The following is a 16,601-nucleotide window of genomic DNA, read 5'->3' as shown; positions in this document are numbered from 1 at the left end:
ACGTCAGACCCATGACCCTGTCCATCGGCCAAGTCGCCAAACTGGCCGGCATCACCGTACGAACCCTCCACCACTACGACGAAATCGCCCTCCTCACCCCCAGCCAACGCACCACCGCCGGCTACCGCCGCTACACCGACGACGACCTCCTCCGCCTCCAGCAAATCCTCCTCTACCGCGAACTCGGCTTCCCCCTCGAACAGATCACCGACATCCTCGACCACCCCCACACCGACCACCTCACCCACCTCCACCGCCAACACCAACTCCTCACCCGCAAAGCCCAACGCCTCCACCAGGTCATCACCAACGTCGAACGCGCCATCCAAGCCCACAACCACCACCTCCCCCTCACCCCTGAAGAACGCTTCGACGTCTTCGGCCACTTCACCCCCGAAGACCACCACGCCGAAGTCCAACGCCGCTGGGGCCACACCGACGCCTACACAGAAAGCCACCGCCGCGCCGCCGCCCACACCAAGACCGACTGGCTCCAGCTCACCGCCGAAGCCACCGCCATCGACGACGACATGCGCGCCGCCCACGCCGGCGGACTCGCCCCCGACCACCCCGACGTCATGGACATCGCAGAACGCCACCGCGCCCACATCACCCGCTGGTTCTACGACTGCACGCCCGAACTCCACCGCGGCCTCGGCGACCTGTACGCCACCGACCCCCGCTTCACCGCCACCTACGACGACCGCGCCCCCGGCCTGGCCGCGTACTACCGCCAGGCCATCCACGCCAACGCCCGCCGCGTCTGACCTGGTTGCAGGGTTTTTTTGGTCGGAAAAACTGGATCTTGTCCAGATCCAGCACCTTTACAATGTAGATTTCTAAGCCGGGAGGTCCAGCGCGGCCGCCGTCAGTGCGCGCGCCCGGCGGGGCGAGGTCAACAGCTCCACCGTGTCCGACAACTGGTCCACGCACCCCGCCACCGGCAGCCCCCTGACCACCGGATCCGTCACCGACGCCATCAGTGACCGCGCGAACCGCTCCCCGCCGATCACCCGGAACGGCCGGTCGTGGAACCCCCGCACCCCCTCCTCCAGCCGCTCGGTCAGCGCCATGCGGTTCTGCAGAGCCGCCAGCCGTCCGTACGCCGCCGTCAGGCCCTCCTCCCGCTCGCGCCACGACCGCGCCGCCATCGCCGCCCCCAGCGCCTCGCCCAGCTCGGCCGAGCCCGGCAGCCGGGTCAGCGCGCTGCCCAGCCATTTGGGGTACGGCGGGTAGCGGCGCCGCAGCAGCAACGCCAGCCGCATCACCTCCCGCGCCAGCCGCGCCCCCACCACGGCCGACCCCAGCTCGTCCCCCACCTCCGCGCACCGCCCCGGGAACGGCTCCTCCTGGCCGATGCGCTGCCATTGGCAGGCCAGCACGTACCGCCACACGTCCTGCGGATACCAGCGCAACGCCTGCCGGGCCGCCTCCAGCCCCGCACCCGGCAACCCGTCGCAGAAGACCTCACCGCCCGTCACCTCGGCCAGCGTCTGCCACGGCACGGACAACCAGTCCAGCAGCGACACGCCCGCACGCGGATCGAACCCGAGCCGCCCGACCAGCCACTCCCCCAGCTCGGCGACCACGACCCCCGGCTGCCGCACCCCGTGGTACTCGAACACGGTGTCAAAACCCCCGAACCGGTCGGGCAGCCCCGCCGTCACCCGCTCCCGTACCGGCTCCACCTGACCGGCGGGCACAAACAGCAGGACCCGCGGCCCCCAGTCGTGGTCGGCCGAGCGGGCCGTGTCGAAGGCGAGCACCTCAGAGCCCGGGCCGATCAGCGCGGCGCTGTGCCGCACCCCGGGAAGCAGCGGCGCGACGACTTCGCCGTAGAAGGCACGAGAAAGCTCAATACCAGGCACAAAGTTGGACATCACGCCGTCAACTCTGCACGAGCACCGCCCGAACCTCACCCGGTTTTCCCAGCGCCGATGACAGCGTGGTGACCGACCGGACACGCCAGGGGGAGGGACCCGTTGAGCAAGGTCGTCGCCGACATCTCGGTATCGCTGGACGGCTACGTCACCGGCCCCGACCCCGGCCTCGAACACGGCCTCGGCACCGGCGGCGAACTGCTGCACGCCTGGACCCGCCAGCCCACCGACGTCGACGCGCGCGTCCTGGGCGGCGCGGTCCGCGCCACCGGCGCCGTCATCATGGGACGGCGCACCTTCGACGTGGTCGACGGCCCCTACGGGTGGGGCGACCCGCTCGGTTACGGCGTGGCCCGCGAGCAGGCGCGGGCCACGCCCGTGTTCGTCGTCACCCACGTCCCGCCCTCAGCGGTACGCCGGCCCGAACTGTTCACCTTCGTCACCGACGGCCCGGCCGCGGCCGTCGAGCACGCCCGCACCGTGGCCGGGGACGGCGACATCGTCTTCATGGGCGGCGCCGACCTGATCGGCCAGGCCACCGACGAAGGGCTGCTCGACGAGCTGCGCCTGCACCTGGTGCCGCTGCTGCTCGGCGCGGGCACCCGCCTGTTCGCCCAGGTGCGCCCGCGTCAGTGGGAGCCGGTCGAGACGCACTTCTCCCCCCTGGCCACCCACCTGACCTACCGCGCCATCACCTGACCCGCCGCCTTCGAGCGGGGGGTTCAGCCGGCGACGTGGCAGGCCAGCACCAGGCGCCGGCGGTAACCGATCCGCTCGTACACCTTGATCGCCGCGGCGTTGACGTCGTCCACCATCAGCGCCGCGCGGCCGTGCGTGGCCACGAGCTGGGACGACATCCAGCCGCACACCCGCTCGGCCAGCCCCCGCCCGCGGAAGCGGGCGGCCGTGGCGACCCCGGCCAGCAGACCCACCGACGGCGCCGACCACGCGTCGGCCGCCACCGCCGCCAGCTCGCGTCCCACCCGCACACCCGCCCAGCGCCGCACCCCGGCCGCGCCCGGCACCGCGTACGACGAGGGCGCGTCCCCGGCCAGCAGCGCCGTGATCTCCTGCTCGGCGTCGCCGTCCAGCCAGCCGACCACCGGCGGCGGGCCGGCGTCCAGGGGTGCGGCGTCCAGGGGCGGCGCGCCGGCCTGGCCGGTGCGGGCGCGGGGCGGCCCCTGCAGGCTCATCCAGGAGAACGCGCCGCTCTCCCGCACGCCCTCCAGCCTCGCCGCCACCCGCCGCATCAGCTCCCGCTCGCCCAGCGGCCGGTAGGTGGGCCCCAGCTCGGCCAGCGCGTGCCGGACCAGCTCGGCCGCGTCGTCCGGGTCGCCCCACACCGCCAGCCGGTCGTGCCGGGCGATGCCCGGGGCGGCGGCCACCACCGCCTGCCGTAACGCCCAGGCGCGGGCCTGGCCGCGCAGGTCCTGGGCCGTCCACACGACCAGGTCGTCGTCGCCGCACGCGGCCCGCAGCGCGCCCGGGTCGCCGAGCCGGTGGATCACAAGATCTCGCCCGGCCGGTACGCGGCGGCCTGCGGGTGCTCGGCCACGACCTGCCCCACCTGCCGCACCACCTCGGCCACCTGCGCGGCAGCCGCGCCGGTGAAGGAGACCCGGTCGGCCAGCAGCGCCTCCAGCTCGGCGCGGTCCAGCGGGAAACGCTCGTCGCCGCCCAGCAGGTCCAGCAGCTCGTTGGACGCGCCCCGCGACCGCATCGCCAGCGCCGCCGCCACCGCGTGCTCCTTGATCAGCTCGTGGGCCTGCTCGCGGCCCACGCCGGCGCGCACGGCGGCCATCAGCATCTTCGTCGTGCCCAGGAACGGCAGGTAGCGGCCCAGCTCGGCCGAGATCACCGCCGGGAACGCGCCGAACTCCTCCAGCACCGTCAGCATCGTCTCCACCAGCCCGTCGAAGGCGAAGAACGCGTCCGGCAGCGCGACCCGGCGCACCACCGAGCAGGACACGTCGCCCTCGTTCCACTGGTCGCCGGCCAGCTCGCCCACCATCGAGGCGTAGCCGCGCAGCACCACGGTCAGGCCGTTGACGCGTTCGCAGGAGCGGGTGTTCATCTTGTGGGGCATCGCCGAGGAGCCGACCTGCCCCTCCTTGAACCCCTCGGTGACCAGCTCGTGCCCGGCCATCAGCCGGATCGTCTTGGCCAGCGAGGACGGCGCGGCCGCCAGCTGCACCAGCGCCGAGACCACCTCGAAGTCCAGGGACCGCGGGTAGACCTGCCCGACGCTGGTCAGCCGCCGGGAGAACCCCAGGTGGGCGGTGACCTTCTCCTCCAGCTCGGCCAGCCTGTCCTGCCGGCCGCCCAGCAGGTCGAGCATGTCCTGGGAGGTGCCGACCGGGCCCTTGACGCCGCGCAGCGGGTAGCGGCCGATCAGCTCCTCCAGCCGGTGGTAGCCGGCCAGCAGCTCGTCGGCGGCCGAGGCGAACCGCTTGCCCAGCGTCGTCGCCTGCGCCGCCACGTTGTGCGACCGCCCGGCCATGACGGTGGCGGTGTGCTCCTCGGCCAGGGAGGCCAGGCGGGCCAGCAGCGCCACGACACGGTCGCGGACCAGCAGCAGGCTGTCGCGGATCTGCAGCTGCTCGACGTTCTCGGTCAGGTCGCGCGAGGTCATGCCCTTGTGCACCTGCTCGTGCCCGGCCAGCGCGTTGAACTCCTCGATGCGCGCCTTGACGTCGTGGCGGGTGACGCGCTCGCGCGCCGCGATCGAGTCCAGGTCGACCTGCTCGACCACCTTCTCGTAGTCGGCGACCGCGCCCTCGGGCACCGCCACCCCGAGCTCGGCCTGCGCCCGCAGCACCGCCAGCCACAACCGCCGCTCAGCGATGATCTTGTACTCGGGAGACCACAGGCGGGCCAGCCCGGGTGAGGCGTAGCGGGCGGCCAGGACGTTCGGGATGCGCGGCTTGGAAGTCACGTTGGACAAGTCTATTCACACCCCGTCACCCCCACCGCATCCAGCCCGCACAGGCTGCCCGGCGGCCGCGTCCGCCCTCACGCAGGGGCGCTGACCAGCGCCGTCACGCGCCCGGCCGGACGCGGGCCATGTTTCCGCCCGCCCTGGCCGGTAAGTACAGGAAGTCGCGAGGACCCGACCAGAAAGGCATGAACATGAGCACCGACGACAAGATCCGCAACAAGGCCCAGGAGCTCAAGGGACGCGCCAAGGAGAACATCGGCGACGCCACCGACAACGAGAGCCTCCAGGCCGAAGGCCGCGCCGACCAGACCGAAGGCGGCCTGAAGCAGGCGGGCGAGAAGGTCAAGGACGCCGGCAAGAAGGTCAAGGACGCCTTCAAGAAGTGACCGGCGCGGCCTTGGGGGGCGGCGCGGCGGGTCGTACCGACCTCGCACCGCACCGCCTCCCCCGCTTCCCGGTCACCGGCCCCCGCTACCGGGCCGGCCGGACCGTCGTCGGAAGCGCGGGCCCCGCGTCGGCTAGCTGTTGCACTCCCGGGACAGGACCTTGCCGGTCTTGGCGTCCGTGCAGGTCTTGCACGTACGGTCCGGGCTCCCCGTGATCGGCTCCTTGGTGGTCTTGCACTCGCGCTCGGTCGACTGCTCCGGCTGCTTGGTCTTCTGCTCGCAGTACTGCTTCTTGTACCCGCCGCCCTTCTTGTCGCGGCAGTAGTAGCACCGCTTGTTGCCTTCCTCCAGGTATTTGCACTTGGGCGCGTTACCGGCGGCGCCGCCCGCGGCACAGTCGGCAAGCGCGGCCGACGTGGCGGGCCTGGCGGTGGTGGCGTGGACTTTCTCCCCCAGCGCCTGCGAGGCCATCGAAGGGGCGAGGGCGGCAGCGACAAGGGCGCTCACAGCGCATGCTTCCTTGAACACGTTTCCTCCCACAGGACATCTTCCTCTGGCCCCTCCATCGTGACCCGCCATTACCGGCAACCGTCAAGGCGTCCGCGCGGAATTTATTTTCCGGCCTCGAACGCATTTCTCCGCCCGAAACACCCGGCCGCCCGCTCATTACACCGCCGAGCCTGACGCCGAAAGCACGCTTTACTTTGTCCTCCTTCTCTTTGTCCGCTCCCGGCCGCGCGGCTCGTCGTTGTTTCCACGGCAGAGATGAGCATTGCTCACCATGACCGGCGGGGCCGGGCTCGGCCGAAAAAGACGTGGGGCCTCCGCGTTCAGCCGGAGGCCCCACGTCAGCATGACCCGGAGTCGATCATCGACTGTCAGGTGCTGCCATATCGAGTTCCCTTATAGTAGTTCAGCCACCAGCTGTAGTACTGGTTCGACTGCCACGGTATGCATCGCGCCTGACGCGCCTTGACGTGATAGCAGAATGTCACCTCCGCCTTGAAGCCGTGCCGGTACGCGTCGATCGAGCAGTACTTCAGCAGAGTGTTGAAGCACTCCGACTTCGGTCGCTGCCGGTTCCACAGCGGCTGAAGCTCGAAGTCGTCCTTCGGGTTCGGGCTGGACGGCTTGGTCGGCCCGGTGGCCTCGTACGACTTGCAGGTGACCTCCCTGGAGCTGGTGTGGGTGGTCGTCACGCCCCCGCTCGGCGCAAGCTCGCCGTCGACTTCGATGGCGGTGCCGAACTCGTTGTCGTACTTGGTGTTCATGAAGCACGCTTCGCCCATGCTCTTGAGGACGAGGTTGTTCCTGATGTATTTGGCTTCCGCGGTGTTCGCCTTCTTCTCCATCGGCCATACTCGGACGTAGTTGACGAACGTTCCGCGATCGGAGGCGGGGAAGTTGTTGTCGTGGGCGAAATCCCAGACGTCTCTGGTGGGCCCGTGCTCAACGCCGTAGTTCCCGAACCAGTATGAGTGGGCATCTACGGTGACACCCCACCCCTTGCGCTTCTTGCTGGTGCCGGTGTATTCGTTCGCTATCAATGTCTCCGATACTTTGAATCCCGGCTTCTCGGCGTTCCAGCATCCGTGGGGCGCGCCCTTGTTGAAGAAGCACTGCCCGACCAGTTTCTTGATGTCCGCATCGGGGTCCGAGTAGGGATCGTTGGGGTCGTTCGAGCATGCGGACTGCGTGCTGAGCCCCCGGGAAAGGGAGCCGGGAATGGAGCCGGGGCAGGCGCCGGGGTCCATGTGATCCGAGGAGTCCTCGAAGCATTCCAGAGGCTGCTCGATGATGGTCAGGCCGCCGCATCGGTCGAAGACGAACACCGAGACGGTGAACTCGCTCGGCTCGACCTGACCAGATGCGCCGGACCCGATCGAGCGGGTTGCCGCCGACCGGCTCGCGCCGGCCGTCTGGGTCTGCCAGGTTCGCTTCGTCTCGACGGAAACGCGGACCGTACCGTTGTCCCCGGCCGCTACGACCGCGTTGCCGAGGGTCACGGCAGAACTCGCACGCGACTCACCCAGTGCCTGCGCTTCCGCGCGCTGGTCCAGGAGAAGGCTGTTCAGCAGCGAGAGCTGAGCGGTGATCGAAGCGGTCGGCACGACCCCGGGCGCGTCCCAGATGGTGGCGGCACGCCCCTCCAGCACCGCGTCTTGCGCGTCGTAGTAGGACTTGACGCGAGCGATGTACTCCTGAGCCCCCGAATCACCGGCCGCCTGGGCGCCGACCGCTCTGCTGCCCTGTTCCAGGACGCACGTGTCCCTGCCCGTGGGGGGTGGAGGCACCGCCTTGGGCGTGACTGAGGCACTCTCCCAATCACCGGTCCCCAGAGCGGTCTTGGCACGCACCTTCACCGTGTAGACCGAACCGTTCGTCAGACCGGTGATCGCAGCGTACGGGTCCTTGACGTCGAGGGTCTTGACGACGGCGCCACCGTTGTCGGTCACCTCGACGTCGTAACCGTCGAGCATGGCCACACTGCCGTTGGTTTCGGGCAGCCCCCAGCTCGCGACAGCGCCGCCGTCCCCCGCCTGGGTGGCGAGGTTGAGCACCTTGCTCGGCGGTCCAGCCGGCAGATAGGTGAGAGCCAGGGACGGCTGCTCAGACGCTGTCGTCTCGCCGAAGGTGATCACCTCGTCCCTGTCGGAGGTGAGCAGGAGCCACTGGTACTCGCTGCCCGCGATGTCAGCCTCTGGAGCGGACAAGGGCAGCGAGTCGGGGGTGCCGGTCGTATCGGCGTCGCCGGGAAGATCTGACCCTCTGCTGCTTCCGGTGACCGGGCTCTTCAACGGCGTCGCGGTGATGACCGCATCGGCCGGGCAAGTCCCTCCTGCACAGGTAGGAGCCCCGAGTTTGAGCAGGCCCTCGGACACGCCGGCCCCGTCGGGCAGTTCGTCCAGCTTGAATCCGATGGCAGCGGCCGTCTTGTCGATGCCGGTGCCGCCGACCCGGATCACCGTGTCGTCGGTCACCGTGCAGGGCGCGCCGCCACAGGCGGTCGGGTCGGTCTTGGCGGACTTGATGACGAAGTTGTCCTTGCCCAGGGTCAGGTGCCGCACGTCCTCCACCGGGGGCGGCGGGGGCGTGCCCGGGGTGGTGAAGGAGACCGGGGCGGTCTTGGGGGTGCAGACCTCCTCAAGCATCGGGGTGGTCGGCGTGGTGGGGTCGGTCGGCGTGGTCGTCGGGGTGGGGGTGGGCGACGGGGTCGGGGCCGCGCCGACCGGGGCCTGCATGTCCGCCTGGATCTCGGCGGCGCTCTGCGCGCGGTTGTAGATGCGCAGTTCGTCGATCGCGCCGCCGAAGTACTCGCCCCAGTTGGTGTTGGCGCCGATCTGCAGGGCGCCGCCGGAGTCCTCCAGAGCGCCGACGGCCTTCTGCGCGACCTGTTGCCCGTTGACGTACAGGCGGGCGGTGGTGCCGTCGTGGGTGACCGCCAGGTGGGACCAGGTGCCGATGGAGAGCGCCGCCGTGCCGTCGACCTGCTGGTGGACGCCGCCGGAACGCAGCCAGCTGCTGGGGGCCGTGCCGTTGGAGGCGTACAGGCCGTAGCCGACGCCGCCCGTGTAGTCCTTGAAGGCGACGCTGCGCCAACCGCTCACGCTGGTGGGGTTGACCCACGCGGACATGGTCATGCCCTGCGGCAGCACCAGGCCGGCGTTGTGCGGGACGGAGACCTTGCTGGACGTGCCGTTGAAGGACAGCGCCTTGCCGTACTTGCCGGTGGTCCAGGTCGTGTTCTGGGCGGTTCCGGTGTTGTTCTTGCCGGAGACGTCGCCGACGCTCGTGCCGGCGCCCTCGTTCATGCCGTAGGCCGCCACGAGCCCCTGGGGAAGCGGCGTCGGGGTCGGCGTCGGCGTGGGCGTGGGGGCCGGCGTGTCGCCCGGCGTCGTGGTGCCGCCCTGGCCGACGGCGCAGGCCACCATCTGCCACTTGTAGGTGGTGCCGGGCTGGACCGTGTTGGCCGGGATCTGGAAGGAGGCGCGTTCGCCGCCATTGACGTTCCGGGTCCCGAGCGGAGCCGACCCGACCGGGGTTCCGGCGTTGTCGTACAGGTAGTACTTGGCGGTCACCGGCCCGCCGGAGGGGCGGTTGACCATGCCGGACAGGATCGGCTGGACAGGGTCGGCCATGCCGGTCTCGGTGTCGGTGGGCAGCGTCGCCGCGTCGGAGGTGATGCGGTAGGCCGGGCTCTCGTTGCACGACGGCGGCGTCACCCCGGTCCGGCACGCCTTGACCACGAACTTGAAGCTGGCCGGATTGTCCAGCGAGAAGATCCTCTCCGGGGTCTGACCGGCGGGCACGCCGTTGTTCGTCGTCGTGCCGGGAGCGGTGACCATCGTGCGCAGGTCGGCCGGCGACAGCACCCGCTGGTAGGCGTGGACGTCGTCGATCGCGCCGGTGAAGGGCGTGTGACTGCCGGCGATCTGCCCCTTGCCGAACTGGAAGGCGCCGCGGGCGTTCCAGTTCGCGGTGTGATCGCGTTCGTCGGCCAGCTCCCCGTCGACGAACAGGCGGATCTTGTGAGCGGTCTGGTCGTACTGGACGGCCACATGGCTCCATCGGCCGACCCGGGCGATGTTCTTGGAGACCGCCCACTGTTCGTAGATCCGATCGGGGATGTCCTGGGTGACCATGGTGAGAACCCACCGCTGATCGACCTCGGGCACCGTGGAGCGGGCGTAGGCCAGGGTGAAGGCGGGCTGGTTGACGCCCTGCTGGGAGAAGACCACCTGGTCCTCGGCGCTGTCCTCCAGCCTGACCCAGGCCGTCACCGTGTAGCTCTGATCGGTGTTGAGCACCGGCCCGGCGGTGGCGCCGGTTCCGCCCGACAGCTTGAGAGCCTGGCCCACCTGCCCCGGGACGCGGCTGTAGGCGCCGGTCAGGGTGGCGTTCAGGTTGTGGCCGGAGGCGTCGGCCGCGCCGGCTCCGGACGTCTCGTCCAGCTTCCAGTAGGCGGCCTCGCCGGTGGGAAGCTGCGCGGGGGGCGGCGCCATGGTGGAGTCGTTGACACTGACGGTGTAGTCGAGCGGGGTGGCCTCGGGCACGCCGGACTTGTAGGTGACCTTCACCGCCGTGGAGCGGGCGATGGCGTCATTGCCGCTCAGAGAGTCGATGGACTCGGCGGCCACGGTCGGGATCTCCGGCGGCAGCACCCAGTCCACGCTCAGCTTGGGCACGTTCTGGTTGAACATCTGCGCCCAGAAGTCGAAGTTCTCGCTGGCGTTGGAGGCGGGGGTGGTCTCGGTCCCCAGTTGCAGCATCAGCCCGTGGTTGGGGGTGCCGCCGGCCCAGGCCTGAGCCATCGCGGTCAGATCCCAGCTCCACACCGCCCCGGCGGTCTGCGGCTGGATGCACGGATTGATCGAGGCGCGACCGTCGGGGGTGGTGGCGGGCTGCCTGCTCCAGAACGTGTCGTCGGCCACCCAGGCTTCGGTGATCCGGTGCGCGAAGATCGACTGGTAGTTGACCAGGCAGGAGCTGGCGTTGGCCCGCAGGGTCAGCTGCATGGTGGCCTTGAGCACGTTCCGGTTGGCGATCGACGTGGTGTCGAAGGCCATCAGCGCCCGCAGCGTCTCCGGCCTGTCGGCGCAGGTCTGGTTGGGCCACGTTCCGGTGCAGTACCGGTAGTTCTGGCGGCCGACCCTGCCCGGGGAGATCTGGGAGTTGGGCGACATGATCCCCACCTCTTGGGTGACGCCCAGAGTGGTGGTGGGATCAACGGTCACCGGGTACCGGGTGGCCGGGTCGGCCAGCCAGGCCGGGTCCGGCTTCAGCACCAGGACGGTCCGGCCGTCCTTGGTCTCCACGCTCGTCCTGACCTTGGCCTCGCGGCCCGGCCGGCCGTCGGCGGTGTCGGCCGCGGCGGCGTCCCACATCCGGGGCGCCGGAGCCGACAGGGCGGTCTTGCCCTTGCTGTTCTTCAGCGCCAGCCCGCCTCCCTTCGACATCGAGAGCGTCAAGCCGTCGGTCTCCACCGGCAGCCGGAACTCCACCGGCTTCGTGGGCCGCTCGCGCAGGACGACGTCGTGCCGGAACCCGGTGGGCAGGGCCGTGGCCACGAGATCGGCACCGGGCCCGGCGGCGTCGGCGTACCGGGCCTTGTCGCCGGTGATCTCCGGGCGTGGCAGCGGCGCACCCCAGGACAGGGCGACCCGCTGTTTCCCGTCACGTGCCAGTGAGGCGAACGGGCCGTCGCCCCCCAGCGAGAAGCTCACGTCGGCCTTGGCCAGCTTCGGCCTCAGCACGCCGTCCCGCTCCACCAGACTCGTGTCGATCCGGCTCCAGCCGCCATCGGCCTGTTTGAGCTGCACCGGCCCGTCGTAGGCCTGGGTGGTCAGGTGCCCGTCGGGATAGGCCCACACGCGGGCGGACTCGGTGAAGGCCGCCTCCACCGGCACCGGCTGCCCGGTCTTGCGCGCCTGGGCCACCGCCGCCCGCAGCGGCGCGTCCGGGTCCTCCGGCTTGGGGAAGGTCGTCATCGACGGAGGAGCGGAGGTCGCGGTCGGAGCCGGTTCGGGATCGGCCGACGCCACCGTGGCGCCGGCCACCAGCAGCGACGCCGCCACCGTGAGCGTCGCGGCGACGGCGAGGCGCCTGGGCGGCTTCCCGCTCACCATTGCCGCGCTGACTAACTTGTTCACTGACACTCACAATCTGTGCCGAGTTGGATTAGCAAACAAGATTTACCTACGGTCAAGATCGCCGGGCAACAAGATCAGGGATCACAATAAGGTAAACATAAAATCTGTAACGGCCGCCTTCTCCGGCACGATGTACCTGGCCGAATTACTGGTAATTGCCATTCTCACAACACGCGGAGTGGCAAGGCGATCACGCCTGCAAAACCGGCCCTCCACGGCGCACTGTGGTGCCCGCGTCCCCCATGACCACCACAGCCCGGCCCGCTGTGGACCACATGAACACGTTGCCGCCCGCCGACCGCAGAAATTACATATGAAGCACCTGGCCCCCACGCCAGAAACACCGAATTCCCGCAACGAAAGGAACGACGCATACCCCATGCCGACGGAACACACCGCGACCGCCGCAATCTCCTCCGCCGGGCGGCAGCAGTACTCAGCACGCTCCTGATGAGCGCCTGTCTCGTGGCCGGCGCCACGACCCCCGCGCACGCCGCCGGCGGCTGCGCCGACAGGTCGCAGAACGGCTGGACCATCCGGCTCTGCGCCAGCAAGAACGGGCTCGACCTGATCTCCGACATGTACGTCATCGCCAAGGGACAGACCGGCAACGGCTGCAGAGGCGAAGGCCACGCCACCTCATCCGGCCAGCCGATGGGATACCTCGACCTCACCGGCTGCGCCAACATCGCCGTCAACGCCCACTACGTCATCGCCTCGCAATGGGCGGTCGGCGGCGCGCAGGTCACAACCCGCGCGGTCATCTTCGAGAGCCTCTACCCCTTCCGCACCCTGTTCGACCAGAGCGCCTCCTTCACCGACGTCTGACGGCCCCACCCCGAACGGCCGGATGCCCGGCGCGAGGTGAGAAACCTCGCACCGGGCATCCACGACCCCACCCGGCCCCGGCGCCGCATGAGGTCGGCGCCGGGGTGCTCCGCTCACGACGTCGGCGTGAGGACCTTGGCCTCGTGCTTGGGCGCGGACGGCTTGCGCCCCATCCGCTCCTTCACCCGCTCCACCACCGTGTACAACGTCGGAACCAGCACCAGCGTCAGAAGCGTCGAGGACACCAGGCCGCCGATCACCACGATCGCCAGCGGCTGCGAGATGAACCCGCCCGACCCGGTCACCCCCAGCGCCATCGGCGTCAGCGCGCAGATCGTGGCCACCGCCGTCATCAGGATCGGCCGCAACCTGCGCCGGCCGCCCTCGATCACCGCCTCGACCACGCCCAGCCCCTGATCCCGGTACTGGTTGATCAGGTCGATCAGCACGATCGCGTTCGTCACCACGATGCCGATCAGCATCAGCATGCCGATCAACGCCGGCACGCCCATCGCCGTGTCGGTCGCCACCAGCAGACCCACCGCGCCGGTCGCCGCGAACGGGATCGACACCAGCAGGATCAGCGGCTGGACGAAGCTCCGGAACGTCGCCACCATGATCATGAACACGATCGCGATCGCCGCCAGCATCGCCATGCCCAGGTCGGAGAACGCGTCCGCCTGGTCGGCCGAGGCGCCGCCGATCTCGTACCGGGCGCCGGCGCCCAGCGCCACCGACTTCATCTTCGTCGTCAGCTCCTGGGTGACCGTGCCCAGATCCGACGCCTCCACCTTGCCCGACACCGTCGCAGAACGCTCACCGTCGATCCTGGTCACCTGCGTCGGACCGGCCACCTGCTCCACCTTGGCCACCGACGACAACTTCACCAGCCCCGCCGCCGTCGGCAGCTTCAGGTCCTCGATCGCCTTGACGTCCTCGGGCGCATCGCCCCCGCGCAGCACCAGGTCGCTGCTGCGGCCGTCCAGGGTGATCTGACCCAGCGGCGCGCCGCGGAACGCCTGCGCCACCGCCTGGCCGACCTGACCCTCCGACAGCCCCTTGGCCGCCGCCTTCTCCCGGTCCACCGCGACCTCGATGCGCGGCGCGCTGGCCTCCAGGTTCGACGACAGGTCACGCAGACCCTTCACCTGGCCCATCGCACCCTTGACCGCCTCGGTCGCCGTGCGCAGCGACTCGGCGTCGGGCGCCTGCACGATCACGCTCACCGTGTCGGAGGAGAACCCGCCCCCGCCGGCGCCGCCGACCGTCACCTCACCGACCCCGGACAGACCCGTGATCTTCTCGCGGAGCTGCTGCTCCACCGTCGCCGGCTCGGCGCCGTCCTTGACCGTCACCGAGAACGACGCCCGGTCCGCGCCACCGCCCACGCCGCCCTGCATGGCGTTGCCGCCACCCACGTTGACCTGGTACGTCTCCACACCGGCCAGCCCCGACAGCACGCCCTCGACCTTCTTGGCCGCCTTGTCCGTCGTGGCCAGATCGGTGCCCACCGGCATCTTCTGCGTCAGCGAGATCGTGTTCTGCCCGGAGGAGTCCAGGAAGTTCGTCCGCAGACCGCCCGCCAGGCCCATCGTCCCGACGAACACCGCCACCCCGATCAGCACCGTCACCAGCTTGAACCGCGTGGCGAACCGCAGCACCGGCAGGTACGCCCTCTGCAACGGGCTGCGCAGCTCCTTGGCCTCGGCCTCCTCACGCTGGGCCCGCGCCTGCTCCGGCGACAACGACGGCGCCTTGAGGAACCAGTACGCCAGCACCGGCACCACCGTCAGCGACACCACCAGCGAGGCCAGCAACGCCACCGCCACCGTCACCGCGAACGGCCGGAACAGCTCACCGACCATGCCGCCCACGATCGCGATCGGCGCGAACACCGCCACCGTCGTCAGCGTCGAGGCCGTCACCGCCCCCGACACCTCCCGCACCGCGGTCAGGATCGCCTGCAGCTTGGCCTCGCCGTAACCCAGATGGCGCTTGATGTTCTCCAGCACCACGATCGAGTCGTCGACCACCCGGCCCACCGCGATCGTCAGCGCGCCCAGCGTCAGCATGTTGAGGGAGTAGTCACCCGCCCACAGCGCCAGCAGCGCGATCACCACCGACAGCGGGATCGACACCGCCGTCACCAGCGTCGAACGCACCGACAGCAGGAACACCAGGATGACCAGCACCGCGAACGCCAGCCCCAGCAGGCCCTCGGTGGTCAGGTTCTCGATCGACTCCTCCACGTACGGCGCCTGGTCGAACACCACCGACACCTGCGTGTCGGAGGAGTCGCCCAGCGACCGCGTCAGCTCCGGCAGCTTCTCGCGGATCTCGTGGGAGATCGTCACCGCGTTGCCGTCGGGCGTCATCGTCACCGACACGCCGAGGCTCGTCCTGCCGTCGGTACGGGTGATCGTCGAGGCGTCGGCCAGGCCGCGCCTGATCTCGGCCACGTCACCGAGCTTGACCGGCTTGAGCGGCTTGGGCCGCGCCACCTGCTGCGGCAGCGCCGCCCGGCCCGTCTGGGCCGGCTGCCCGGCCTGCGGACGGCCCTGCGCCTGCCCCGGCGTCTGGGCCGGGGACTGGGCCTGCTGCTGGACGGGCTGCGCGGGGGTCAGGTAGAGGTTCTTCAGCTTCTCCAGCGAGTCGACCCGCGACCCCACCTGCACGGTCAGCGACCTGCCGTCGGAGGTCAGCGACCCGGCCGGGATCGGCGTGCCGTTCGCCTTGAGCACCTCGGGGATCTGCGCCGCCGACACCCCGGCCAGCGCCATCTTCTTGACGTCCGGCTCGATCGTGACGACCTCGTCACGAGTGCCGGTGACCGTCGCCTCGCGCACCCCCTCCACGCTCTGCAACTCCGGCACCATGATCCGGCGCAGCTTGTCGGCCATCGCCCGCTCGTCGCCGCCGTCGCCCACCGCCAGCACCAGCACCGGGATGTCGTCGGTGTTGCCCGCCACCACCTGCGGGTCGACGCCCTGCGGGAGCGTGATCCTGGCGACGGCCTGCTGCATCTTGTTCAGCGAGGCCTCGATGTCGGTGCCGTACTCGAAGGCCACCTGGATCTGGGCCATGCCCTCCTTCGACGTGGAGGTCATCTGCTCCATGCCGGGGATCCCCTGGAAGGAGTCCTCGATCGGCTTCGTCACCTGGTCTTCGACGATCTCCGGCGAGGCGCCGGGGAAGGGCGCGATGACGAACGCGCCCGGGAACGCCAACGACGGCAGGAGCTGCTGCTTCAACTGCGGAATCGTGAACGCGCCGAACGCGGTGATCACGACCGCCACCAAGATCACAAGACTGCGGTTGACCAGACTCAACCGGGCGAAAGCGGTCATAGGCTCCCCTCCAAAGTTCGCCCCAGACTAACACTTTGCCTTATACGAATATTTAGCCTGATCCAGCTTTCCTGATAACCTTCTCAGGAAGCGAGAGGTGAGCGTGAGCGACGACCGCGAAGACCTGATCCGCCGGATCACCGAGACACAGCGCGACCTGGGAAGACTGTTCACCCGGCAACAGTCCCCCCTGTTCAGCTCCAACCTCACCATCCGGCAGCTCCGCGTCGTCATGCAGCTGTCGACGCACGGCTCGGCCTCGGGCCAGGACCTCGCCCACACCCTCGGCGTCAGCCTCGCCACCGTCACCGGCATCGTCGACCGCCTGGTCGCCCAGGGCCTGGTCAGCCGGCACGAAGACCCCAACGACCGCCGGGTGCGCCGGGTCGAGCTCACCCCCGCCGGCGCCACCCTGATCGCCGAGATCAACGACGCGGGCCTCAGACACTACAAGCGCATCATGTCCCACCTCGACACCGAGACCCTGCGCGCCCTCGACCACGCCACCCGCCGCATCCGCGAAGTCGCGGACAAGCTCTACAACGAATGACCCGCCCGGGGCGCTCCCGATC

The 16,601-nt window shown here is 69.9% G+C and carries 11 protein-coding genes; 5 read left to right on the top strand and 6 right to left on the bottom strand.

Features of this window, described 5'->3' with window-relative positions; translation table 11 throughout:
- Positions 1–11 precede the first annotated feature (11 nt).
- Positions 12–767 (top strand): MerR family transcriptional regulator, encoded by a 756-nt coding sequence (locus ACIBK9_RS09845; protein ID WP_397156690.1) that lies wholly within the window; start codon positions 12–14, stop codon positions 765–767.
- Positions 768–839: 72 nt separating this feature from the next.
- Here the strand turns inward: ACIBK9_RS09845 and ACIBK9_RS09840 are convergent, their stop codons facing one another.
- Entirely contained in the window at positions 840–1,868 is a 1,029-nt protein-coding gene (locus tag ACIBK9_RS09840) for a DUF4037 domain-containing protein (protein WP_397156688.1), read from the bottom strand.
- A 114-nt stretch (positions 1,869–1,982) separates the two neighbouring features.
- Between ACIBK9_RS09840 and ACIBK9_RS09835 the strand changes: the two genes are divergently transcribed.
- The gene (locus tag ACIBK9_RS09835; protein WP_397156686.1) at positions 1,983–2,579 is read left to right on the top strand and encodes a dihydrofolate reductase family protein; all 597 of its coding nucleotides are present in this window, start codon (positions 1,983–1,985) and stop codon (positions 2,577–2,579) included.
- A 23-nt stretch (positions 2,580–2,602) separates the two neighbouring features.
- On the opposite strand, the gene ACIBK9_RS09830 is transcribed toward ACIBK9_RS09835, so the two are convergent.
- Positions 2,603–3,388 (bottom strand): GNAT family N-acetyltransferase, encoded by a 786-nt coding sequence (locus ACIBK9_RS09830; protein ID WP_397156684.1) that lies wholly within the window; start codon positions 3,386–3,388, stop codon positions 2,603–2,605.
- On the bottom strand, positions 3,385–4,815 hold the full coding sequence (purB, locus tag ACIBK9_RS09825; protein ID WP_397156682.1) for an adenylosuccinate lyase: 1,431 nt from the start codon (positions 4,813–4,815) through the stop codon (positions 3,385–3,387). Before purB ends, ACIBK9_RS09830 begins: the two co-directional genes overlap by 4 nt.
- Positions 4,816–5,009: 194 nt before the next feature.
- Between purB and ACIBK9_RS09820 the strand changes: the two genes are divergently transcribed.
- On the top strand, positions 5,010–5,204 hold the full coding sequence (locus ACIBK9_RS09820) for a CsbD family protein (RefSeq protein WP_352350685.1): 195 nt from the start codon (positions 5,010–5,012) through the stop codon (positions 5,202–5,204).
- Between the two features lie 132 nt (positions 5,205–5,336).
- Here the strand turns inward: ACIBK9_RS09820 and ACIBK9_RS09815 are convergent, their stop codons facing one another.
- Together ACIBK9_RS09815 and ACIBK9_RS09810 are read right to left on the bottom strand one after the other, a co-directional pair.
- Positions 5,337–5,711, bottom strand: coding sequence for a hypothetical protein (locus ACIBK9_RS09815; protein WP_397156680.1), 375 nt, complete (start codon positions 5,709–5,711; stop codon positions 5,337–5,339).
- A 371-nt stretch (positions 5,712–6,082) separates the two neighbouring features.
- Positions 6,083–11,854 carry a LamG-like jellyroll fold domain-containing protein gene (locus tag ACIBK9_RS09810; RefSeq protein WP_397156678.1) on the bottom strand — a complete coding sequence of 1,924 codons (5,772 nt, stop codon included), beginning with the start codon at positions 11,852–11,854 and terminating at the stop codon, positions 6,083–6,085.
- A 450-nt stretch (positions 11,855–12,304) separates the two neighbouring features.
- On the opposite strand from ACIBK9_RS09810, the gene ACIBK9_RS09805 reads away from it, so the two are divergent.
- Positions 12,305–12,682, top strand: a complete 378-nt coding sequence (locus tag ACIBK9_RS09805; protein WP_387675307.1) for a hypothetical protein — start codon at positions 12,305–12,307, stop codon at positions 12,680–12,682.
- Between the two features lie 113 nt (positions 12,683–12,795).
- Here the strand turns inward: ACIBK9_RS09805 and ACIBK9_RS09800 are convergent, their stop codons facing one another.
- Positions 12,796–16,029 (bottom strand): efflux RND transporter permease subunit, encoded by a 3,234-nt coding sequence (locus tag ACIBK9_RS09800; protein ID WP_397156676.1) that lies wholly within the window; start codon positions 16,027–16,029, stop codon positions 12,796–12,798.
- A gap of 103 nt (positions 16,030–16,132) precedes the next feature.
- Here ACIBK9_RS09800 and ACIBK9_RS09795 point away from each other — a divergent pair, with 103 nt between their 5' ends.
- Positions 16,133–16,579, top strand: coding sequence for a MarR family transcriptional regulator (locus tag ACIBK9_RS09795; protein ID WP_352350701.1), 447 nt, complete (start codon positions 16,133–16,135; stop codon positions 16,577–16,579).
- Positions 16,580–16,601 lie beyond the last annotated feature (22 nt).

The sequence above is a fragment of the Nonomuraea sp. NPDC050227 genome, assembly GCF_044459705.1.
Taxonomy (GTDB): domain Bacteria; phylum Actinomycetota; class Actinomycetes; order Streptosporangiales; family Streptosporangiaceae; genus Nonomuraea.
This window is presented reverse-complemented; position numbering and strand designations above follow the sequence as displayed.

Excerpts from the sequence above, each read along its gene's own strand:
- ACIBK9_RS09845 (WP_397156690.1), top strand. The coding sequence starts at position 12 with ATGACCCTGTCCATCGGCCAAGTCGCCAAACTGGCCGGCATCACCGTA.
- ACIBK9_RS09820 (WP_352350685.1), top strand. The coding sequence starts at position 5,010 with ATGAGCACCGACGACAAGATCCGCAACAAGGCCCAGGAGCTCAAGGGA.
- ACIBK9_RS09805 (WP_387675307.1), top strand. The coding sequence starts at position 12,305 with ATGAGCGCCTGTCTCGTGGCCGGCGCCACGACCCCCGCGCACGCCGCC.
- ACIBK9_RS09800 (WP_397156676.1), bottom strand. The coding sequence starts at position 16,029 with ATGACCGCTTTCGCCCGGTTGAGTCTGGTCAACCGCAGTCTTGTGATC.